We start from the raw sequence: 21943 nt of genomic DNA on the forward strand, positions 1-21943 counted from the left end.
CTCAGGGGAACGGCAGGGGCTGGCCTTGCCGGGCGGTCAATAGTGCCGTCATCTCGCCGATTTCGTTGCCCTGCTCATTGACCATCTCCAGCGCCGCCCGCGTGACCGCCGAGGCGGAGCCGGTATTGAAGGCGGTCTGCGCCATCGCCACACCGCCACGGTGATGGCGAATCATCAACTGCAGGAACAGGATTTCGGCCGCCGTGCCGTGCCGCCCGGCGAGCTGGGTGATCTCGGCAGTGGATGCCAGACCAGGCATGGGTGCGCCGTGTCCGCTGTGCTCATGACCCATCCAATGCATCGGCTGATCGGAGCTCAGCGGTAGGTCGAACGGTTGCAGCCAGCCGCGCATCTGGGCGATTTCGGCGGTCTGCGCCAGCACGATCCGCTCCGCTACGCCGCGAATCTGCGGTCCCGCGTCGGCGGGCAGCGTTCGTGCGAGCAGTACCGCCTGCTCGTGATGGACCGACATGTCCTGGGCGAAGCCGATATCCACGGTCGACAGCGGCCCCGCGCCGGCGTCATCGTTCGGTCGATGTGCCCAAAACCCCACCGCCGCACCGACTATCAGACAGATGACGGCCACCGCCGCGAATCGTAGGCGTTCACGAGCCAACGGTGGACTCCTGATCGGCGGGCGGTGTGTAGACCCCGTTGTCCAGCCGCAGCACCATGAATCCGTTATCGGTGCAGGTGGTCCAGATCTGGTCACCGTGGAACATCGGCGGCGACAGGCACCAATCCGAGCTGATATCGCCGCCGAATATCATGCCCGAGCGCGGGCCGAACATGGTGGCCGGATCGAGTTTGCCGTTGACGAATTCGCGAGCCAGCGGAACATAATTCCAGACCGGAGCGCCGATTACGGCGGTGTCGGCGTGCACCGAATTCAGCAGCTGCCCTTGCCTGCCCGTCTGCGCGGGCGGGTTGTAGTAGGCGATTTCGCGGATATCGCCGGGATCGCGCACGTCGAAGACGCGAATGCCCGAGGCGATCCAACTGCACGCCAGCGCCGTCGGATCCGCGGGCCGATCGGCGACGCAGTAGTGCGCGTCGTAGGAGAAGATTCCGTTGCCGGTCGCCGATTGGGCGTGCTCGCCGAGGTGCGCGGGCATATTGATCTCGAGTTTGATCGTCGCGACCTTCCTGGCATTGGCCGGATCGGCGACGTCGATCAATTTCACACCGCCGGAACCGGCTTCGTCGCCGGTGAAGATATACGGCCTACCGTCGTAGGTGACCGGAACGGATTGCTGGTTGAAGTACCCGTCGGCCCAGTGATACGTCGCGATCTGCGGCACCACGGGATACGGATCCCGCCGCTGGATCGCGCTGATGTCGAGAATATTTATGCCGTTCTGGATGGAGAAGTACATGGTGTTGCCGTCCGGACTGATGCCGAAACCGTGTGCGGTCAACGACTGCAGTCCATGCCAGATCACCCGCGGATTCGCCGGATCGCTCACATCGATGGCGGTGAGCAGCCCCGGGCTGGTGCTGGAGGCCCAGTAGGTATTGCCATCGGGGGAGAAGCCGCCCTCATGTGACAGGAATGGCAACGGCATTGTCAGATCGGTGCCGGGACCGGGGTTGAGCAGCACCGGGTGCGCGCAGTCGGAAATATCGTAGATGGAGAAGTACGCGGTGCCGGTGGTGATCGGAACGGCGGTCGCGGCCAATAGCTTCCGCGCGGTATTGACCTTCAGGGTCTCCCAGGTTCCGCCCAGCATCGCGGGCTCGTTCAGCGTCGCGGTGTGCACCGGATCGGCCGGGTTGGAAACATCGAGGACGTGCACGCCCGGAGCCGCGCCATCGAGCAGATTCCCGGGAAAGAACGTCCCCGTATACGAGCAATGGTCATAGGTCGGCGACAGAATCCCGCCACCCTGCTGTTGCAACCCACCGACGAACGAAATATTGCACCGATACCCCTCGGTGCTGCGCCCACTGGCCCGATCCGCCGCCGGAACATCGCCCTGCAACCCGGTCTCCGGCAGTGATCCGGCCCCGCACTCCGCCTGCGGGACCGCCGATTGCGCGATATCGGTCCAGGTGTAAACCCCGGCCCGCGCGGGCGCGGGCAACCCGATCATCGTGAACGAAACAACAAGTGCCGCAACAGCACCCAGCATCGGCAGTCGTGGCATCCAACCCCTCCGAACATTCCGCGAAACGTCCGCACCACCATCTGGTCTGCCACCCCCGGAGTACGAACTTAGAACAAGTTACAACTCAACGGGTCCGCACAGGCCCGTTTCCGCCGATCCCCCTCGGCTATCCGGCCCGGGATGAGTGTCGCGGTCGTGGTCGATGCCGAAAATGGCTGGCGCTCGGCTGCGAACATGGCAGGTATGGATTCGGCCGTTTATCTGATCACCGGCATTCAAGCCGCTGGGAAGTCGACTGTCGCACAGGCGCTGGCGCAGCGATTGCCGCGATCGGCGCATGTGCGCGGGGATACGTTCCGGCGCTTCATTATCGGCGGTCGGGCGCAGATGAGCCCCGAACCGTCGGCGGCGGCCCTGGACCAGCTACGCCTGCGTCATGCGCTGGCCGCGCATACCGCCGACGGGTACGCGGCGGCCGGGTTCACCGCGATCGTCCAGGATGTCGTGCTCGGGGAATTCCTGCCGTGGACCATCGACCAGATCAAGACTCGGCCGCTGTATGTGGTCGTGCTCGTGCCGACACCGGCCGCTGTCGCGGCTCGGGAGGCCGGGCGCGACAAGGTTGCCTATGACGGCTTTACCGTCGAGAGCCTGCACGAGGTCCTGCGAACGCAGACGCCGCGCATCGGATTATGGTTGGACACTTCCGATCTCACGGTCGAGCAGACCGTCGACCGGATTCTCGAGCGAGCCCGGCCCCTCGATGACGCGGGCGACTCGGCCCGGTATCACGCGATCGGATGAATGGTCAGCGGCGTCAACTGGTGGATGTCGTGGCGCAGGCGCAGTTCGGCGATCTCCTCGGATCCGGCGTTCAGCAGTGCTCAATAGGGTCACTACCGTGGCAGGACTCGGGGATACGGTCCGGCGATAGGTGTGAGCGATCGGGTGGCCGGACCTTCCAAGAGCGTTCCGTCAGCAGCGAATCGGGACCCGTGCAGCGGACAGTCCCATGATCGTTCCGCATCGTTCCACCGCACGATGCCGTACAGATGCGGGCAGACCGCGCTGACCTCGGTGGTCGCGCCGTCGACGGTGCATACGGCGGTGGGTCGCAGCCCGTGGCGTTCGACTCGCCCGCAGCCCTCGGCCGGAACCTCGCCGCGTCCAGTGCCGAGCAAGTGCAGCCAGCCTGTCGAAAGCTGCTGGGCCACTGCGGTATTGGCCAGTATTGCGGCGGCCGATGATTTCAGTTCGCTCGGACGCCAACTCGTGAAGGTGTCCGACCAGCGGGGCGGCTTGCCGTTGATCTGGCCGACGATGGCCAACGCCGCCGCGACGCCGTTCGCCATGCCCCACTTGGCGTAGCCGGTAGCGACGAGGATGCGGTTCTGCCCGGGCAACAGCGGGCCGACATACGGCAGTTCGTCCACGGGATGGTAATCCTGCGCTGACCAGCTGAGCAGCGGTTCGGCGGTGGGGAAGCAGCCGAGGGTCCAGTCGATCAGCTCCGCAGCGCGGCGGCCAGCGGCATCCGTCCGCCCGACCACGTGGCCGTTGCCGCCGACCAAGAGCAGGTCCGCGCCATCGGGACCAGGCGTATAGCGCAGCGATCGGGTGGGCTGTCCCGCGCTGATGAACATCTCGTGGGGGATCGGCTCGGATACCGTGAACGCGCTCAGGTAGGAGCGCTCCGCGGTCAGCCGGGCGAAGAATCCGCCGCGATCGAGTATCGGCGTGCCCGTGGCCAATACGATTGTGCGCGCGTGCAGATCACCGTGCTCGGTCTCGATGATGAACTCGTCTTTGTCGCCGCTGCGGACACCCTTGGCGAGGGTGGATTCGAAGATCGGCGCGGCACGCGACTCGATATCGGCGGCGAGCGTGGCCAGCAGTGCCATCGGATCGAGTTGGGCCTGATCCTCGAGGCGGACCGCACCGTGCGCAGGAAATGGCACATCCAGCTCCTCGACCAGCGTGGTGGCCAGCCCCGCGGCACGCGTCGCCTCGTATTCCGCTCGCACAGCCGACATTTCGGACTCGGTCTGGGCGTAGGTGAGCGCCGGGACGCGTTGCACGGCCACCGCGTGCTCGGTGCAGTAGTGCAGTAACCACCGCAGTCCTTCCCGATTGGCCGCTACGTAGTCGGCCACCGCCCGATCGCCATGACGACCGCGGATCTGTTGCGCTCGGATCCCCTGCAGCAGACTGATCTTCGCGGTGCTGGCTCCTGTCGTACCCATGCCGACGCGCTTGCTCTCGACCACGGCCACCTCGACGCCGCTCTCGGCCAACAGCAGGGCGGTCACCAAACCGGTCAGCCCGCCGCCGACCACGACGGTGTCGAAGTGCAGACCCGGTGTGAGCCGCAGCCGGGCCGGAACCTGAGCGTCGTTGAACCACAGTGACGTCATGCTCCGGCCATAACCGCTCCGGCCCAGACGAAACCTTCGGATCGGTCCGATCTGCGAGCGGGAATTTCGGCGAATCGGCCCATGAAAATTCAGAGTTTCGGTTCAACGAGCCGATCCCGGGTATGCGGCCAATGTCCACCTGAAAACCGATATTTCGGAGGTAGATATCGTGTCCGAACACAAGAGCGGTCCCCGTGAAGGGCTCGAAGGCGTCGTCGAAGGCGCCAAGGGCAAGATCAAGGAGGCGGCTGGCGCGGTCTTCGGAAACGACGACCTGCGGGACGAAGGCAGGTCCCAGCAGGATAAAGCGGAATCACAGCGTGCGGCGGCCAAAAAGGAAGCGGCCGCGGAGAAGGAGCGTGCCGAAGCCGAGTTGGACGAACTACGCCAGCGCGCTTACCAGCAGGACCAGTAGTTATCCGTAGTCACTGCACGTAACGAGCGAATTGGGTTGCCGGACAATATGTCCGGCAACCCAATTCTTTGCTGTGACATCGGAACAGCCCGTGCTTATTTCGGCACCAAAATCCCGGTCAAGTCGGCTTTGCGAATGGGTGTGTCGGGATTGGCCTGTGCCCGGCACATCAGTTCTATCGCCGCGATCGAGGCATCGACGGTTTGCTCGTTGGTCGGCGGCGCACTGCGGTTGCGCTCCTGCTCGAGAAATTTGCTGACGGTGACCCGCTGTTTGTCCTTGTCCTGCGCGACGAATTCGCTGCACGGGGTGTCCCCGCCCTTGTTGACCGCCTTTTCGGCCTCTTCGCAGCCGCTCGCGAAGACCGCGAGCGCGACGGCCGCGGCCACCACTGCGCCGACGCGACATCGCCGGTTCTCAGGTGTCCTCATTGTCGATCGTTCCTCCTCGAAAGGATTGCGCCGATCACATCGGCGTCACGATCGGCATACCCGGGTGGCGATCACCGAATCAGTGACCGCCGGATGGAAGATCGACGTGTGTATGCCCGCGCGGCGCGGGTATGCGCCATCTGTGACCGCCGGTGACCAGGACTGGGACCGCCGAACCAGGCAGGAGACCGAAACCCAGCGGCTGGACCGCAATTGGGCCAGTCTGATCCAGGAATTGCGGGTGGTCCAGACGGGCGTGCAATTCCTGATCGGATCGCTGCTGATCCTTCCGTTCCAGGCCGGATTCGCCACCCTGTCGCAGCCGATGCGGCTGCTCTACCTGGCAACGGTGGCCGCGGCGATGGGCGCGACGGTCTTCCTGGTCGCCCCGGTGGCGTGGCATCGAATCCTGTTCCGGCGGCACCGGCTGGGCAATATCGTCGCCGCGGCGCACCGTTGCGCCATGGCCGGGATCACGCTGCTCGGACTCGCGCTGACCGGTGCGACGATGCTGGTGACGCAGGCCGTCGCGGGACCGGTAGCGGGAGTGGTGTCGGGGGCGGTGGTCGCCACGCTGTTCGCGGTGGCCTGGATGCTCGCCCCGTTGCGCTGGCGGCATGTGAGCGACCGATCGGATGGTTGAACCGGGGCAACCCACCTGCCAGACTATTGAGAGGTTGAGACTACAGCCGACCCCGGTCCGACACGACCACCATGCGGGACCGGCCAGCGGGAGCTGGCATAGCGACACCTGACGCAGGCGACTACCGACGCGGCAGTAACGATCGAGCCACGTTGCCGCCCCTCCCGCCGACCTGTCGCGCTGGATCGGGCATCCCTCTGGGAGGTTTGATATGTCCGCCGTTCTTCAGTACCGATCAGACGGTCAGCACAGGGCCGGATTACGACCGCGGAGTCGGTTCTGGGCGCAACGGATGGACCGCCGCAGACAGTGCGTGGTCATCCGGGCGGAAGGTGAACTCGATGCGGCCGCGCTCCCGGAATTCCGTGCGATGCTCGAGCGGGCGGTGACCACCCGCTGTCATGCCGTCGTCCTGGACCTGCGCGCCACCAGATTCCTGAGCATTCGCGCCGCGGCAACCATCGGCGCGATCACCCACCGGGCCGCACGCGGCGGTCCGAATGTTCGGGTCGTGTCGGGTCGCCGCGAGGTCGACCGCGTGCTCGCCGTCACCGGCGTGCGCGCCATATGCTGCGACTTCCCATCGATGCGCGCCGCGCTCGACACCTGATATGGCCTTAAGTCCCTGGTCTGGCCGATCTCCGGTGTCGGACGCTGGTGCACTCCATACTTGCGGCTGTGACAGAGAGTCGATCGGTGTCGCCCGAGGACGCGCGGGCGCTGGGCCGGGTCATCGGCGCGGGTAAACCGCAGCGTATCGGGACCTTCCACTTCTGGTTCGCCGATCAGCGGTGGCAGTGGTCCGACGAGGTCGCACGGCTACACGGATACGAGCCGGGAACCGTGCAACCGACCACCGAGCTGCTGCTCTCGCACAAACATCCCGAGGATCGCGCACAGGTGGCCGATACCCTGGCCAAAACCATCGAGACCGCGCGGCCGTTCTCGAGTCGGCACCGGATCATCGATACCGCGGGCCGGGTGCACCACGTAATCGTGGTCGCCGATCAGATGCTCGACGAGACGGATTCGGTGATCGGAACCTCGGGGTACTACATCGACCTCACCGCCGCGCTCGACGAGCGTCAGCAGGAGACCCTGGACGATACGCTGCCAGAGCTGTACGAGGCACGGGCGGTGATCGAGCAGGCCAAGGGCGCGCTGATGCTGGTCTACGGCCTCAACGCCGATCAGGCCTTCCGGATGCTGAGCTGGCGCTCCCAGGAGACCAATATCAAGTTACGGACACTGGCCGTGCGATTGGTCGCCGATCTGAACTCGCTGACCGATTCGATGGCCGATCTACGCACGAAGTTCGACCATCTGCTGTTGACTGCGCATGAACGGATCGAGGCCGACTGATTCGAATCCCCACCGGTTGCGATGTTTCGATCGTGGCCGGCCGGGTAAGTCGCGAATGGTCCCCGACCCGAAGGCAGGTTCCGGTCGGCTCGGAGGAATAGGTGGTGATGGGCATGGGGGAGTGGAGTTCCCAGTCCGCTGCGGAGAAGACAACGACGATCGGGGTTCGCGTCCCCGCCCAGCTCGAGCAGCTGACCATGCTGCGCGCGCTGGCCGAAACCGTCGCGCTGATCGCGGATTTCGCGATCGATGAGGTGGTCGATATCCGGCTCGCACTCGACGAGGTGGCCACCTCGCTGATCCTGGACGCGGTGCCGGGCTCCACACTGGACTGCGACTTCACCTACAGCGACAACGAAATGTTCGTGCACGTCGCCGCGGTGGCGGTATCGGAATCGGTGGTCGGTCAGGCCGGATTCGGCTGGCATATCGTTCGCACGCTGACGCAGTCGATCGCTGCGGTGCAGGAGCCGTTCGACAGCGCGGTATCCGGCTATCCGACGATCGTCGACTTCAGCTGGGCGCGAGGCAGCGATGGCGGCTGAGTCGAGAGCGCACCGCGACAGCTACGACAATATCGAGCCACTGTTCGAGAAGATCGCCGCCCTGGACAAGGCCGATCCCCGTCGAGAAGCGTTGCGGGAGGAGCTGATCGGCCGCTGCCTGCCGCTGGCCGAACATATCGCGCGCAAATTCTCCGGGCGCGGCGAGAACTTCGACGATCTGCTGCAGGTGGCGCGGCTGGGGCTGGTTCAGGCCGCAGATAGATTCGATGTGACCCGCGGTTCCTCGTTCCTGTCGTTCGCGGTGCCGACCATCATGGGCGAGGTGCGCCGACATTTCCGGGACAACACCTGGGCGGTGCGCGTGCCGCGGCGCACCAAGGAGATCCAGCTCAATATCGGACCCGCCGTCGAGGCGATGGCGCAGCGCCTGGGCCGCTTGCCGAAGGCCCGCGAGATCGCCGCGGAGCTTTCGGTGGACCTGGTCGAGGTCACCCAAGCGCTCATCGCGGGCAATGCCTACCAGTCCAGCTCCATCGACGCGGTGGTGGGCGATGACATCGAGAACGCGCCCCTGCCCCTGCTGGACAGTCTCGGCTCCGAGGAGCCCAGCTACCAGTATGTCGAGGACTATCTGGCCGTCCGGCCGCTGATCGAAGACCTGCCGGAGCGGGAACGGCAGGTGCTCATCATGCGTTTTTTCGAGACAAAGACCCAGTCTCAGATCGCCGAGCAGATGGGCGTCTCGCAGATGCACGTCTCCCGCATACTGTCCAGAACGCTGGGCAAGCTGCGCGATCAAGCGCTGCGCGATTAACTGGTTGGGAAGATGTTGTCGCCCAACGCGTTTCGTTGTGATCGGATGCACTGTTTGCCCGAGGTTACGTACGGGTACGCGTGGGGTAACCGGACAAACGATGCCGACGCGCAAGGAGGTCGTCATGAACGATCAGCGACGACCGGGCACCCGAGATCCGTACGCGGGACCGGGGGCTTCGAGGTCGCTGAAGAAACCGCCGGAATCGATCTCGCGCGCCGAGAGCACGGGACCCGGTCGCATCCTCGTCACCCGCAATCATGACGTGATCCGGCGCTGGGCCGAACAGCGCGGCGCCCGCCCGGCCACCATGCCCGGCAGCGAGTACGACGGTCGCCTCGGTGTGTTGCGTTTCGACTTTCCCGGCTACGGCGGCGCCGTGCTGCGCGCGGTCGGCTGGGACGAATGGTTCGCCACCTTCGACGCGCGACGGCTCACATTCCGGTATCAGGAGCGCCGGGCCGACGGCGGAACCAGCAATTTCAACCGGCTGGAACAGTCTCATCGCGATGACTGGTGACTCGGCCTGTTTGTGACAGATGTCACCGCCAATTTGCGCAAAACGGGTGTGCGCAGCCAGGGTGGAGTAGCCGGACGCTAACCGACTGCTCGTGACCTGCCGTTTACCGAATGGCCGGTACGGGTACTTCTGAAGTTGGCAAAGGTGCTCGAAGGCGGACTGTCGCGTCGGTTATGGGTACGCGAGTCTCCGCGTCGCGTCGCGTCCGCGTGGCTGCAAGGGATGAGGGCTTGACCGCAAACCTGATGATCGTTGACGACGACGAAGTGGTCCGGGGCGCGCTGCGCACGGCCATGGAGGACGAGGGTTACGACGTTGCCGAGGCGCACGAGGCCGAGGACGCACTGACCTATCTGCGCAGCAATGGCGCCCCCGATGTGATGATCGTGGAGCTGATGCTCGGCGATATGGACGGCTTCGACTGCATCCGGGAGATCCGGCGCGAACACGACGTGCCGATCATCGTGGTCAGCTCCCGCGACGACACCCACGATGTGGTGGCCGCGTTGGAGGCGGGTGCCGACGACTATGTCACCAAGCCGTTCGAGATCAAGGAGATCTCCGCCCGCATGCGCGCGCTGCGCCGCCGCGCCCGCCTCACCATGGAGCGGGAAGCGCCGCGGGAGGCGGTACTCGATGCGCATCCGGACGCACCGCTGGTACTCGATCGCGACGGTGGCGCGGTGCGCCGCGGCGAGGACGAAATCCGGCTCACCATCACCGAATTCAAATTGCTCTGCGAACTCGCGGAGGCGCCGGGCCGGGTGCTCAGCCGCTCGGTATTGCTCGAAAGAGTATGGGATGACGGCTTTTTCGGCGACGAGCGGATCGTCGACGTGCACATGCGCCGCCTGCGCACCAAGATCGAGCGCGATGCCTCCGATCCGCACATCGTGGTTACCGTGCGCGGACTTGGGTATCGGCTCGATCCGCAGCGCTGAAACCTCTAAAAGTGTGACCTAGCCTGCAGTTGTGATCTTTTCGTAATACAACCGCAAAGAGATCGACTGGTTCACCTCAAAGTTGCTCCGCAAGCCTGGATGAGTACTGCAGACCCGACCAGGGAGATGTATGTCACTGCACACCTTGTCCACCGCAACGATTGATCCGTCGGTCACCGAATACCCTTCGGCCGTACCGATTTCGGCGCCACACGCGCAGCCGGTGCTGCGCCCGCCACGAGTCGGCGACGCCGCCCAGATCTGGCGTATTGCCAAGGATTCGCGGGTCCTCGACACCAACTCCAGCTACGCCTACCTGCTGTGGTGTCGCGATTTCGCCAGCACCTCGGTGGTCGCCGAAGTGAACGACCGGGTCGTCGGATTCGTGATCGGCTACCTGCGCCCACAGGCGCCGGAGACGGTCTTCGTGTGGCAGGTCGCGGTCGAGCGCGAACAGCAGGGACGCGGCTTGGGCGCCACGCTGCTGCACACTCTGCTCGATACCGTTGCGGCCGCTGGTGTTTCGGCGCTGGAGACGACGATCGCGCCGGACAATCCGGCCTCGATCGCGATGTTCGGCTCGGTCGCGCGCCGACGGGCCGCGCGAATAACCAAGCACCCCCTCTTCGATTCCGATCTCTTCCCGGACAGCCACGCTGACGAGGACCTCTATCTGATCGCCCCTACCGTCCGAAAGCAGGAGGATCACCGTTGATTACCGCCGAGACGACCATTTTCGAGGAACTCGAGTCCAATGTCCGCGGATATTGCCGGGCCTGGCCGACGGTGTTCACCACCGCGTCGGGCACCTGGTTGCGCGCCGAGGACGGCAAGGAGTACCTCGACTTCTTCGCCGGTGCGGGGGCGTTGAACTACGGCCACAACAATCCGGTGCTCAAGCGGCCGCTGCTGGAGTACATCGCCGGTGACGGGATCACACACGGCCTCGATATGTCGACCGTGGCCAAGCGGCGACTGCTGGAAACGTTGCGCGACACCGTCTTCGCGCCGCGCGGGCTGGAGTACAAGGTCCAGTTCCCCGGACCGACCGGCGCCAATGCCGTTGAGGCCGCGTTGAAGTTGGCCCGCAAGGTCACCGGTCGCGAGACGATCATCAGCTTCACCAACGCTTTTCACGGCATGTCGCTCGGCGCGCTGTCGGTGACCGGCAATGCCGCCAAGCGTGCTGGCGCCGGTGTGCCGCTGGTCCATGCCGCGCACATGCCCTATGACGGGTACTTCGACAACACCACCGCCGATTTCCAGTGGATGGAGCGAGTCCTCGACGACACCTCGTCCGGTTTCGACCGGCCCGCCGCGGTCATCGTGGAGACGGTCCAGGGTGAGGGTGGGGTCAATGTCGCACGACCGGAGTGGCTGCGGCATCTGGCCGAATTGTGCACGGCGCGTGGCATTCTGCTGATCGTCGACGATGTGCAGATGGGCTGCGGCCGGACCGGGCCGTTCTTCTCCTTCGAGGTCGCCGGCATCACCCCCGATATCGTGACGCTGTCGAAGTCCATCGGCGGCTATGGGTTGCCGATGGCGCTGGTGCTGTTCAAACCGGACCTCGACCAGTGGGCGCCGGGCGAGCACAACGGCACCTTCCGCGGCAATAACCCGGCCTTCATCACCGCGCAGACCGCGCTGGAGCACTTCTGGTCCGATGGTGCGCTACAGGCCTCGACCGAGGCGAAGGGACAGCGCATCGGTGCGGCGCTGACCCAGGTGGCCGAGTACTTCCCCGGTATTTCGACGCGGGGTCGCGGACTGGTGCACGGCATCGTCTTCGACGATCCCTCGCAGGCGGGCAAGGTCTGCCAGATCGCCTTCGAGCGCGGGCTGCTGGTCGAGACCTCCGGTTCGTTGGACGAAGTGGTGAAGCTGTTGCCGCCGCTGACCGTCACCGATGACGAGATCGAGCACGGTCTGCGCGTGCTCACCGGCGCGATCGGTACCATCTGCGGACAGGAGCGCTGAGATGATCGTGCGCAGCACCGCGGAGATCACCGGTACCGACCGCGATGTCGAGGGCCAGAGCTGGCGCAGCAAACGCATCGTGCTCGGCGGCGACGGCGTCGGATTCTCCTTCCACGAAACCACCATCGAGGCCGGGACCGTGCACGAGTTCCACTACCGCTATCACGTGGAGGCGGTCTGGCTCATCGAAGGCGAAGGGACACTGACGGATCTGGACAGCGGCGTCACCTACGCATTGGCGCCCGGCTCGATGTATCTGCTGGACGGACACGAACGCCACCGCCTGGAGGTGCGCACCGAGATGCGGATGATGTGCGTGTTCAACCCGCCGGTCACCGGGCAGGAGGTCCACGACAGTAACGGCGTCTACCCGCTCGTCGTGGCCCAGATCGGCGCATAGGAGGCGCAATGACGTTGGTGCATACCGACGATCGCTACCCGACCCGGCTCGCAACCCCGGGTCGACATCAGGACCGCACCGATCCGACCGTTTGGGGTGCGGCCGATTCCGAGGAGCTGGCATCCTTCGACGCCAACGGTTTCGGCATGGTCGAGCAACTGCTGACGCCCACCGAGGTGGACGAGTTCAGCGCCGAAATCGACCGTCTCGCGAATGCTCCGGAACTGCGCGGTGACGACCGGGTGATCGTGGAGAAGTCCTCGAATCGGGTGCGTTCGGTGTTCGAGGTTCATCGGCTCAGCGCCGCGATCGCCGACCTGGTGCGCGAATCCCGCGTCGCCGGATTGGCCAGGCAGATGCTCGGCTCCGAGGTGTATATCCATCAGAGCCGGGTCAACTACATGCCCGGCTTCCGCGGCACCGGCTTCTACTGGCATTCGGATTTCGAGACCTGGCACGCCGAGGACGGTATGCCAGCACCGCGCGCGGTCAGCCTCTCGATCGCCCTGACCAACAACTACCCGATCAATGGCAGTCTGATGGTGATGCCGGGCTCGCACCGCACGTTCGTACCGTGCATCGGCAGCACCCCGGCCGAGCACTATCGGGAGTCGTTGCAGGAACAGGAGATCGGCGTGCCCACCCACGCCGATATCGCGGCGCTCGCGGACCGCTACGGGATCACCCAGTTCACCGGTCCCGCCGGATCGGCCCTGCTGTTCGATTCGAATATCATGCACGGCTCGTCGAACAACATCACCCCGTTTCCGCGTTCGAACATCTTCCTGGTGTTCAACAGCGTGGACAACACGTTGGTGCAGCCGTTCGCCGCTCCGGCGCCACGCCCGACCTACATCGCCAGCCGCGATTTCACTCCGGTGTAGTTCGTCGCGCGCCGTACGTCATTCGGGCATCAGCAATGGTGTCGACCCGCGTGCGGCGCGCGGCTGGCGCGCTCGGTTCGGTCCGAGACCGGTTGCCCGCGTACGCATTCGGTTGTGCTGAGCGTCAGCTGTAGATGTGCAGTGTGACCGTGAGTGTCGCGAGGCGAGTGGCCACACCGAGTTCGCGAGCGCCGCGCTCGATATCGTCGCGGCTTTCAGCGGGCAGCTTGGCCCACACCTCACCGAGACGGACCTGGGTATCGGTGTCGAACCCGGCGAGGACGCGCAGCAGGGTGGGCCTGAGGTGCGCCTTGCCCGCGATCGCGGGTAGCGCGGTCAGCGTCGATTCGGGCAATTCCAGAAGACTTGTACCGATGTGGCGTTGAACGTCGAGCTCGGTGCGCTCGACCAGGTTGAGCAGGCCGCGCCAAAGTATCGGATCGGTCTGTTCGGCGAGTGCGGCGACCAGTGCCGACATCGCCGCGTTATCGGTGGTGATCGGGTTCGCCGCCATGGTATCCAGGGCAGATGGGCTCAGATAGGCGGTAAAGCGGAGCAGGTCCTTGATCGCGCCGTGCTCGATCAAGGTGGTGGCCAGGTCCGTGATGGCTTCGGGCGCTCCGATATCGAGCAGGATATCGCCGAGCGCCTCGATCACGTCCTCATCGCAGCGGGCGAAGACCGATACGGCCGCCAGCCGCAGGTCGGTCGAACCGGCCAGGACCGTCGCGAGGATGTGCGGTACCCGGTCCAGCGACCCGGACAGCAGTTGACGCACAATCGCGCTGATATTCGAGGCGGAGTAGGCGTAGGCCGCCGAGAGGATGAGCCCGGCGTCGTCCGGCACGCCCGCCTCGATGGCTCGGATCAGCGGCGTGGTGGCGTAGCCCAGGAAAGGACCCGCAGTGACATAGTCTCGGCGGCGCAACAACTCGTTGGCGATGCGCACGATCGGCTCGGGCGGGGCGATCTCGGCGAGCTTTCCGACGGTGTGCGGGTCGATATACGGCGCGCAATCGGCGGCATATTTCGGATCCAGCATCCCGACAGCTTCCGCCGCCCGCTTCGGATGCGCGATGCCGACCGCCCCCGCCGCGCGTCCGCCCATCAGCGGCGGCACGATCCGCTGCACCAGCGGCAGCGAAATGCTCAATGGAATGATCGGCACCAGCATGCTGATCCGCTTGAAGGTCGCGGCGTGGTCATCGAAGATGACGCGTGCCATGCGCTGTTGCAGTTCGTGCAACTGCTCGGCGCCGACTCGCTCCAGATGCGTCAAGCGCTCGACGGGGACATCGAGGGTGCGGGCAAGCAGAATGAGCTGCGCCCTGGTCACCAGATCGGGCACCCCCTGCATCGACTCGTTCTGTGACGCCGACTTCATCAGCCGAGCCGATTCCCGAACATGATCTTCTTGGCCGCCGTGCGCAGCGGCCAGGGCAGCGCGCCCACCAACCCGTCGACGACCTCGGCGAGCCCAGCCGTCTCGGCCTGACGCGCATCGCGGAACATGCTCAGCAGTTGAGCGGCCTCGGCATCGGAGAGTTGATCGAGGGCCGCGACCGGGCCGCCCAGTTGGAGTTCGAGATCTGCTCTGGCGGTCATATTTGCTCCCGGTTTCCACCGCGCGATCACGGTGCACGAAACGTTCTCGATCACATTGTGCAATGCCACATGGCCTGCGGGAATCGGTTCGATCGCAATGGACATACCGCAACTTTCGGGCAAGCGACGAACACTTGACCTAGGTGTTACCGCTGGGAACAAATGCGTAACAACGCCGTCTCAGTTACACCGATCACCGCACCGCCGGTCCGGGCTCGTCGTCCGCCAAGAGGGATACACCTTCGAGTTGCAGTGCCCCATCCTCGGCTGCTTTGTCGCTGGGCGGTTGCGCGATGCTGACGTCGAGGGCCGGGTGCGGGTCACACCGTCACCGATTTCGGTGCGGGCCGGATCGATCCGGCGATCGTCCAATACGGCAATGCTGCTGTGGTCGATTGGACGCATGCGGATTGGACCGGGTGACCGAGGCCGTGAGATTCTCGGTGCCGGGCGATGTCACCCTCCTGGATGCCTTGCCGCGCAATGCGAGAATGCGACCGGAGCGCACACTGATCCAGCCCGGGGGAATGGCTGCGTGGTGGTCATCGGGCGACCACGTGTTCGGCGACAATGCGTTCGAGCGCGGCGAGATCCTGCTCGAGCATTCGGAACAACCAGTAGATGGCGATGAAGGCCAGCGCGCTGCCGACACAGAGCACGCGCAGCGCGACGATGACCGCCGGAATGTCCATGGCGGGAATGAAAGTCGCGCCTGCGACGCCCAGCAGCGGCACGGCGGCGGCGATGGCGAGGAAATAGCTGCTTTGGCGGTCGAGTTGGCGCAGCTGGGCGTCGTCGGCGCCGCCGAGTCCGCCGTGCGGCAGGAACATCGGATAGATGCTGCGCACGGCATAGAAATTGACCAGGAAATATGGGTAGGCCATCGCGATCGCGCCGCAGACGATCTGGGTGATGAAGAAGTGCACATAGGCCTGGGCGGTGAGGTGGTTGCCCGAGACCTGCACCGAAACCGGGACGACCACACCGGCCAGCACCCATAGCGCGAAGCAGGTCAACACAGTTCGGCGGCCGAGTTGCAGTGTGTCGGTGCGGGCTCTGGCCAGCGTGGGTGCGTCATAAGACTTGCCCTTGCGTAGCCCACGTGAGATGGACCAGAGATTCACCACCAGCACAATGGTGACAATGCCCCCGATGAGAAAGCAGATGCCGTAGGTGATGACGGCGATCTGATCGAAGCGGTGCTGTGCCTGCTCATCGAGTTTGGCAATGATCAAGGTGCGGTTGTGGTTGTAGCTGTACAGGATTGCCAACGCGTTGGGAACAGCAATGGCCAGCGCCATGACGGGATGCATCAGCAGTCGGGCGCGTAGCCGCCAGCTGTGCGGCGGCGGGTCGACCAGATCGCGGGCGCGCGCGTCGAGACTGACATCGAACTGCTGGGCCATATCCGCCCCGCGCGCCCACCGCCGTTCGGGATCCGGTTCGAGGGCACGGACCAGCGCGCGGCGCAGCGCGGCCGGACAGTCGGCCGGAAGATCTTGGTACGGCAGCGATTGCGGGCTGCCCGAGCGGCGCTCCAGCATGCCGTCGAGTGTGGTGCGGTCACCGCCGGTTGCCGTCTTGTCATCGAAAGGTTTACTGCCGGTGAGCAATTCCCACAGCATCACCGCGAGTGCGTAGAGGTCGCTGCGAGTGTCCAGGTCGGCGGCCGTCGTCGATTTACCCGGATGTACGGCGGCCAGCTGCTCCGGTGACATGTAGGCCAGCGAACCGCCGAAATAGGCGACCGGGCTGTCACCGGAGACATTGCCGCTGAAGCTGATATTGAAATCGGCGAGTTTCGGAATGCCCTCGGCGGTCAGCAGCACATTGGCCGGTTTGATATCACGGTGCAGTACACCGCAGCGTCCGGCGTAGTCCAGCGCCAGGGCGAGTCTGCGTCCGAGCCAGGCGATGGTCTCCGGCCAGGACAGTGCGGCCAAATCGGCGCGCACGGCGGATTCGCTGGGCTGGATCTCGCCCTTATCGGCGAGTACGGAGTCGATGACATCGAGCAGGAGTGCGCCGCTGCGCTCGGCTTCCGGCGTATTGCGCACCCGCTCCAGCACCGTGAACAGCGTGCCGCCCGGCACGTATTGCATATAGAGCAGCCGCAGCCGACGACTCTGCAGAACCCGCTGGTCGAAGACCCGCACAATGTAGTCGTGGTCGAGCTGGGCCAGAGTCTGCGGTTCGGCACCCTTGTCCTGGGAGATCTTCACCGCGACGAGCCGCTGCATCGAACGCTGTCTGGCCAGGAATACCCGTGCGAATGCGCCACGGCCCAGATCCGTCATCAGGTCGAAATCGTCGATCGTCTGGCCGACATCGATCTCGTCGAGATTCACCGGATCGGCGGAGACCGCCAGCAGTGTGCTGCGGTAGTCGTCGGTGGCCAACATCTGCGAGAGTTGCTCGGCCTGTTCCGGGTAGGCGGCGGTGTATTCCTCGACGGCTACCGAACTGCCCGCGCGCCTGCGGACATGGAACTCCTCGTAGATGAGATCGGGCGGCAGCGGCCAGGTACGCAATTCCGGCAGGTCGTCGACGTATTCGGCGAGACGCTTCGGTTCGGTGCCACGCGTCCACCGGTTCGCCAGATCAACCTTGATCAGCTCGATCAGCGACACCCGGCGGATGGCGGGGGAGTCCGGCAAGTAGGCCGATAGATCCGGAGGCGCGTCGGCCACCCGCCAGGCCTCGGCGAACCGCTCGATGACCTCGGCGACGCCGCGTGAACCACCCGGCGAGCGGTCCTGAGCGACCGTCGCCCCCGGAACCGGCGGAGCGGAGTGCGCCATCTGCGCATCGTAGCCCCGCCGATACCCCGGAGGCGGCCGAGTTGGGCAAGTGATTCGCCAGCTCGAAGGATCTCGGCCGCACGAGCACAGCTGGCTACCTCGAATTGTGCTGGCACTCAGCCGGAATTGACCGATTGATCGGATTTGCCGGTCTGTTCCTCGGCCACGCAGGTGCGCCAGGCACTGGCCTCGGCATGATTGCCCTGGCGTTCGAGCAGTTCGGCAAGCCCGACCATGGCGCGTAGTTCCCGTCGATCGGCAGCAGTGCGCCACCAGCGTTCGGCATCACCGAGTTCACCGCGGCGGAACAACACGACTCCGAGGTCATAGGCCGCCCCGGCATGCCCCGCATCGGCAGCCTGTGCCCACAGCCCGCATGCCTGATCCTCCTCACCGCGCCCGAACATCGCGACGCCGAGATCGTAGAGGGCAGCGCGATATCCGGGGTCCCCATCCCCGGGCCGCTGTCGCAGCTCGGGCTGTGGCAGCTCTGTCACCTGGTTGCGGCTGGCATTCGCGGCTGCTGGTTCCCGCGTCTCTGGAGACCGAGCACGCATTATGTCCGTAACCTCTGTTGGCGGTTCCGCCAACCGGGCCAGCGCGGGCTGCAGTGGTGCGGTTTGCTCCGCGTCCGGGATCTCGGGCCGGGCGAATGCTGTTTGCGCTGGCTCCGGGAACCGGACCACTTCGAGGTCCGGGGGTGTCGGCTGCGGCTGTGGGAACCGAGGCTGCTCGGATTCGGCGGCCATCGTCGGCTGTGCTGCGGTCGGTATCGACTGTGCGGCGGGGGATTCGACGGGCCGCGTCTGCTCCGGCGCCGGAATGTGCGCAGCGTAGGGAGGCGGGGTCGGGACGGAGAGGGCGGGCAGGCTGGCAGTGTCGACTTCTACTACGAGGTTGGCGAAGTTCGGTGGGCCCTCGCCGACGCTGCACCAGAGCACGAGTCGGCCGGTCGGGGGTTGTTCGATGAGGATGCCGTAGTTGCCGGTCCAGGATTTCTGCGCGCCGTAGGCGTCCACCCAGACGGGAGTGAGGGAGAACAGGGCGCCCGGATCGGTCGGGATCACTTCGAAACTCACGCCCGCGGCTAGGGCATCGCTCCAGACATCGACACCGGCCAGGCGTCTGCCATCGATGCCGATATGCCCATCTATCACCGATAGACCGATTCCGTGTCCGCGCAGCCCCGCCGGCGGTGCGGCGGACAGCAGGGTGATGGTGACCAGGATCGGTGCGGGCCCGACCTGCTCGGTGTACATCGGGTAGACGAGACTGCCGTTCCAGGTGATCGGATCGGCGGAGCGGTAGCGGGCGGCCAGCGGTATGCTCTCCGGCGAATTCTGGGCATACCAGTGCGAATACGGCTGATTCATATCGCGCCCCGACTTTCCACCGATGCTTCCTCGCCCCTGTCTACGCGGTCCGGCCGGTAATACCGTACTCGTCTCCTATCCGGTCGGCGGCTCAATCCCGAGAGGACCGCATGCGGTCCCGCCGAACCGCGGCGCCGAGTAGTTCCTCGCCTGTTCTGATACCCATTTCGAGTTCGTCGAAAGCCTGCACGAGTCTGCGTTCCTCCCATTGGAAATGCGATTCCAGGATGGCGGCCAGGCCGTCGAGTTCGCGCCGTACGGTATCGGAATTATCCGGCCCGATCGAGTCGAGCAGTTCGGTCAGCCTGCGCAGGATATCGGCCACCAGTTGGTGGTCCGCACGCAGTTCCGCCAGTACCGGCGCCAGCTCCGGAAACTGCCCAGCAAGCGCCGGGAAGCCCGCATCGTCTTCGCCGGTGTGGTGTCGGGTCAGCGCGGCGCAGAATGCGGTGCAGTGCGCGCGAAGTTGCGTCGGCCGCAGATCGGAACCCGCTGCATAGGCGGTGATGTCGGCGCGGATTCGGGCGAGTTCGGTGCGGAGCCAGTGGTGGATCGCCACCAGTTCCTGTCCGAGGGCGCGCGCTCGGTTCGCGTCGAGATGACTTGCTGCCATGGATCTTCTCTCGATCGAGGAAGCCACACGGGACGCGCGGCTCCGCAAGAAGGATGGGTATGCGTAGGGCTTCGATGCCCGGCTCGACCTCAGTGCGAGCGTGAATGTGGACGCACGGCGGACTCCTCGATCACGGTGCCTCCATGCCGATCGCCGTCCACCCGGCGCCGTCACGCGACACATCCACGATCTTGCACCTGCACAGGGCGTCGATCAACTCGGGTACGTCTCGGAAGATGTTGCAGGCCATGCGAAGTTGCGGCTCGTGCCCGATCCGATAGTGGGCAGGAATTTTACATGTAACCCACGGTTACATGTAAAGCAGATTCTGTGGAATCGAATGCCAGAGCGGCGATGTCGATGATGCTACCCGATGCCAGGCCGCGATGTGGCGCAACCGCGAATCATGGTCGCACCCAAGCTCGTGCCACCAGCGAGGGCCGGGAACCCGAGACAGCGTAGGGAATTCGGCCCACGGATCGAGCGAGATCCGTGGGCCGAGGCGACCAGCCGAGGCGTCAGACGCCGACTGCCTCTTCCACTTCCTCTTCGGCCTCCACCAATCGCTGCGCACGCTCAGGCGCTGCTGGAGCGGGGGAGCTGCGGCGTTCGCATCCGGCGGCCACCACCAGCAGCACCGCGCCGACCGCCAGCCACACGAACAGACTGGCGATTCGACTCGCGAAACCCGCACCGCCATCGAAGTACAACAGGCTGCGCGCCCCCTCCACGAATCCCGCGCCATTCCAGAACGCGTGCAGCGAGCCGAAGAAACCGTTCTGCAGCTCGGGACGGTAGATACCACCGGAGGTGGTGAAGTTGAGCATGACGAACAGCACCATCAGCGCGAGGGTGGTCCAGCGCTTCAAGAAGGTGTGCAGTCCGATGCCGACGGCGATGATGCCCGCCGAGTACAGCCAACCCATGGCCCAGATCGCCGCGTAGTCGTGGTCGACGATGTGGAATACGGGTCCGGCCACCGTGATTCCGATCATGCTGACGGCGAGTGAGGTGGCCAGCCCGATCGCCGCACGCACCCGCATGGACAGTCCGGCACCGGCCGCGCCGATCGCGGCGACACTGCCGTAGGAGCCGATGCTCAACGCGACGAGCAGGAAGAACAGGCCCTGTCCGGTGGGATCGCCATCGGCAGTGGGAGCGATATTGGTGACCGTCATCGGCATGCCCCGCGCACCGGCGACCTGCCGGAACACCAGCTCGACGGCCATGGCAGTGGTATCGGAATTGGCCTTCGCGACAAGCAGTTCCGGTTGCTGCGCATCGGAAACGTAGGCACCGGAGAGGGTGCGGTCGCGCAGTTGCGCCGTGGCATCGTCGCGGGTGGGCAGCGTGATCACCTCGAGCGCGTCGCCCGCCTTGTCCTTCATGGTCTGGGCGAGCACCATGTCCTGCGCGGATGTGCCGACCACCGCCACCTTCAGATGGTTGGGCTCCGGCTGATGGAACGCGCCCAGGTAGGCCAGGGCCATGCCGAGGCACATCAGCAGTGGGGTCAACAGATGTCCGGCGACATGCCGTAGCTGGTGCGAGCGCATGAAGGTCAACTCCTAATAGTTGGTAAATACAACCGTTACGGTTGTAACATACAACTGATGTATCATGCAACCATGACTTCGGAACCGCGCACCGCGTCGATCCACACCATCCAGCGCGAACTGACCGCCTTCGCGCGGCGCGCCCGTGGCCGCGCCTCGGAGTTGCATCCGGAGCTATCGCTGGTGGCGTTCAGCATTCTGGACCTGGTCATCGAGCGCGACGGCTGCCAGGCGACCGATGTCGCCGACCATTTCGTCCTCGACAAATCCACGGTCAGCCGACAGGTCGGCGCGCTCGAGCGGCTGGGATATCTGACCCGGGAGGTCGATCCGGAGAACCGCCGCAACCACATCCTGCGGCCGACGGCAGAGGGGCGACGGGTCGCAGGGGTGGCCGAGCAGCGTCGCCATCGAGAGTTCGCCGAACGCTTGACGGCATGGGAAGACGCCGATATCCGCCGGTTCGCCGAGTATCTGGTTCGCTACAACACCGCACGATAACCGCGCGAATTACATAGCCGCACAGCGTAATTGCGCTAATCCCCACCACCGAACCAAGCGCTTGCTACGCTCACTC

At 65.1% G+C, this 21943-nt stretch carries 24 protein-coding genes; 14 read left to right on the plus strand and 10 right to left on the minus strand.

Annotation, left to right across the window (positions count from 1 at the left end; translation table 11 throughout):
• Position 1: 1 nt before the first annotated feature.
• Together ACQP0C_RS20055 and ACQP0C_RS20060 are read right to left on the minus strand one after the other, a co-directional pair.
• Positions 2 to 616 (minus strand): DUF305 domain-containing protein, encoded by a 615-nt coding sequence (locus ACQP0C_RS20055; RefSeq protein ID WP_433721950.1) that lies wholly within the window; start codon positions 614 to 616, stop codon positions 2 to 4.
• Entirely contained in the window at positions 606 to 2147 is a 1542-nt protein-coding gene (locus ACQP0C_RS20060; RefSeq protein WP_433721952.1) for an LVIVD repeat-containing protein, read from the minus strand. The genes ACQP0C_RS20055 and ACQP0C_RS20060 overlap by 11 nt, the downstream gene beginning before the upstream one ends.
• A 204-nt stretch (positions 2148 to 2351) precedes the next feature.
• Between ACQP0C_RS20060 and ACQP0C_RS20065 the strand changes: the two genes are divergently transcribed.
• Positions 2352 to 2912: an AAA family ATPase gene (locus ACQP0C_RS20065; protein ID WP_433721953.1), complete on the plus strand. Its 561-nt coding sequence runs from the start codon at positions 2352 to 2354 to the stop codon at positions 2910 to 2912.
• Between the two features lie 92 nt (positions 2913 to 3004).
• Here ACQP0C_RS20065 and ACQP0C_RS20070 read toward each other — a convergent pair whose 3' ends face one another.
• The gene (locus ACQP0C_RS20070; RefSeq protein ID WP_433721955.1) at positions 3005 to 4522 is read right to left on the minus strand and encodes an FAD-dependent oxidoreductase; all 1518 of its coding nucleotides are present in this window, start codon (positions 4520 to 4522) and stop codon (positions 3005 to 3007) included.
• Between the two features lie 169 nt (positions 4523 to 4691).
• On the opposite strand from ACQP0C_RS20070, the gene mbp1 reads away from it, so the two are divergent.
• On the plus strand, positions 4692 to 4937 hold the full coding sequence (gene mbp1 / locus ACQP0C_RS20075; protein ID WP_433721957.1) for a microaggregate-binding protein 1: 246 nt from the start codon (positions 4692 to 4694) through the stop codon (positions 4935 to 4937).
• Positions 4938 to 5032: 95 nt separating this feature from the next.
• Here the strand turns inward: mbp1 and ACQP0C_RS20080 are convergent, their stop codons facing one another.
• Positions 5033 to 5368 (minus strand): hypothetical protein, encoded by a 336-nt coding sequence (locus ACQP0C_RS20080; protein ID WP_433721959.1) that lies wholly within the window; start codon positions 5366 to 5368, stop codon positions 5033 to 5035.
• Between the two features lie 112 nt (positions 5369 to 5480).
• Here ACQP0C_RS20080 and ACQP0C_RS20085 point away from each other — a divergent pair, with 112 nt between their 5' ends.
• The 11 genes from ACQP0C_RS20085 to thpD all read left to right on the plus strand — a co-directional run bounded on the left by ACQP0C_RS20085 (position 5481) and on the right by thpD (position 13418).
• Positions 5481 to 6011 carry a DUF6328 family protein gene (locus ACQP0C_RS20085; protein ID WP_433734597.1) on the plus strand — a complete coding sequence of 177 codons (531 nt, stop codon included), beginning with the start codon at positions 5481 to 5483 and terminating at the stop codon, positions 6009 to 6011.
• Between the two features lie 292 nt (positions 6012 to 6303).
• Positions 6304 to 6621 (plus strand): STAS domain-containing protein, encoded by a 318-nt coding sequence (locus ACQP0C_RS20090; protein ID WP_433685157.1) that lies wholly within the window; start codon positions 6304 to 6306, stop codon positions 6619 to 6621.
• Between the two features lie 68 nt (positions 6622 to 6689).
• Positions 6690 to 7373 (plus strand): PAS and ANTAR domain-containing protein, encoded by a 684-nt coding sequence (locus tag ACQP0C_RS20095; protein WP_433721961.1) that lies wholly within the window; start codon positions 6690 to 6692, stop codon positions 7371 to 7373.
• Positions 7374 to 7486: 113 nt separating this feature from the next.
• Complete coding sequence (locus ACQP0C_RS20100; RefSeq protein ID WP_433685160.1) at positions 7487 to 7918, plus strand: anti-sigma factor; 432 nt, start codon at positions 7487 to 7489, stop codon at positions 7916 to 7918.
• Positions 7908 to 8693, plus strand: a complete 786-nt coding sequence (locus ACQP0C_RS20105; protein WP_433721963.1) for an RNA polymerase sigma factor SigF — start codon at positions 7908 to 7910, stop codon at positions 8691 to 8693. Before ACQP0C_RS20100 ends, ACQP0C_RS20105 begins: the two co-directional genes overlap by 11 nt.
• A gap of 124 nt (positions 8694 to 8817) precedes the next feature.
• Positions 8818 to 9213: a hypothetical protein gene (locus tag ACQP0C_RS20110; RefSeq protein WP_433721965.1), complete on the plus strand. Its 396-nt coding sequence runs from the start codon at positions 8818 to 8820 to the stop codon at positions 9211 to 9213.
• 230 nt (positions 9214 to 9443) lie between these two features.
• Positions 9444 to 10154: a response regulator gene (locus tag ACQP0C_RS20115; RefSeq protein WP_433721967.1), complete on the plus strand. Its 711-nt coding sequence runs from the start codon at positions 9444 to 9446 to the stop codon at positions 10152 to 10154.
• Positions 10155 to 10284: 130 nt separating this feature from the next.
• Positions 10285 to 10869 (plus strand): diaminobutyrate acetyltransferase, encoded by a 585-nt coding sequence (gene ectA / locus ACQP0C_RS20120; protein WP_433721969.1) that lies wholly within the window; start codon positions 10285 to 10287, stop codon positions 10867 to 10869.
• The gene (ectB, locus tag ACQP0C_RS20125) at positions 10866 to 12134 is read left to right on the plus strand and encodes a diaminobutyrate--2-oxoglutarate transaminase (RefSeq protein WP_433721971.1); all 1269 of its coding nucleotides are present in this window, start codon (positions 10866 to 10868) and stop codon (positions 12132 to 12134) included. Before ectA ends, ectB begins: the two co-directional genes overlap by 4 nt.
• Before the next feature lies 1 nt (position 12135).
• On the plus strand, positions 12136 to 12534 hold the full coding sequence (locus ACQP0C_RS20130; RefSeq protein WP_433721973.1) for an ectoine synthase: 399 nt from the start codon (positions 12136 to 12138) through the stop codon (positions 12532 to 12534).
• 8 nt (positions 12535 to 12542) lie between these two features.
• Positions 12543 to 13418 carry an ectoine hydroxylase gene (gene thpD, locus ACQP0C_RS20135; RefSeq protein ID WP_433721975.1) on the plus strand — a complete coding sequence of 292 codons (876 nt, stop codon included), beginning with the start codon at positions 12543 to 12545 and terminating at the stop codon, positions 13416 to 13418.
• Between the two features lie 124 nt (positions 13419 to 13542).
• Here the strand turns inward: thpD and ACQP0C_RS20140 are convergent, their stop codons facing one another.
• From ACQP0C_RS20140 to ACQP0C_RS20165, 6 genes are all read right to left on the minus strand, one after another.
• Positions 13543 to 14802: a hypothetical protein gene (locus ACQP0C_RS20140; RefSeq protein WP_433721977.1), complete on the minus strand. Its 1260-nt coding sequence runs from the start codon at positions 14800 to 14802 to the stop codon at positions 13543 to 13545.
• Complete coding sequence (locus tag ACQP0C_RS20145) at positions 14802 to 15128, minus strand: hypothetical protein (protein WP_433721979.1); 327 nt, start codon at positions 15126 to 15128, stop codon at positions 14802 to 14804. Before ACQP0C_RS20145 ends, ACQP0C_RS20140 begins: the two co-directional genes overlap by 1 nt.
• A gap of 437 nt (positions 15129 to 15565) precedes the next feature.
• Entirely contained in the window at positions 15566 to 17824 is a 2259-nt protein-coding gene (locus ACQP0C_RS20150) for a serine/threonine-protein kinase (RefSeq protein WP_433721981.1), read from the minus strand.
• A 116-nt stretch (positions 17825 to 17940) separates the two neighbouring features.
• On the minus strand, positions 17941 to 19197 hold the full coding sequence (locus ACQP0C_RS20155) for a hypothetical protein (RefSeq protein WP_433721983.1): 1257 nt from the start codon (positions 19195 to 19197) through the stop codon (positions 17941 to 17943).
• A 91-nt stretch (positions 19198 to 19288) separates the two neighbouring features.
• On the minus strand, positions 19289 to 19810 hold the full coding sequence (locus ACQP0C_RS20160; RefSeq protein WP_433721985.1) for a hemerythrin domain-containing protein: 522 nt from the start codon (positions 19808 to 19810) through the stop codon (positions 19289 to 19291).
• A 518-nt stretch (positions 19811 to 20328) separates the two neighbouring features.
• Entirely contained in the window at positions 20329 to 21366 is a 1038-nt protein-coding gene (locus ACQP0C_RS20165) for a hypothetical protein (protein WP_433721987.1), read from the minus strand.
• 72 nt (positions 21367 to 21438) lie between these two features.
• Here ACQP0C_RS20165 and ACQP0C_RS20170 point away from each other — a divergent pair, with 72 nt between their 5' ends.
• The gene (locus ACQP0C_RS20170) at positions 21439 to 21867 is read left to right on the plus strand and encodes a MarR family winged helix-turn-helix transcriptional regulator (protein WP_433721988.1); all 429 of its coding nucleotides are present in this window, start codon (positions 21439 to 21441) and stop codon (positions 21865 to 21867) included.
• Positions 21868 to 21943: the final 76 nt, after the last annotated feature.

This window comes from Nocardia sp. CA-129566, assembly GCF_050956075.1.
Lineage (GTDB): Bacteria > Actinomycetota > Actinomycetes > Mycobacteriales > Mycobacteriaceae > Nocardia.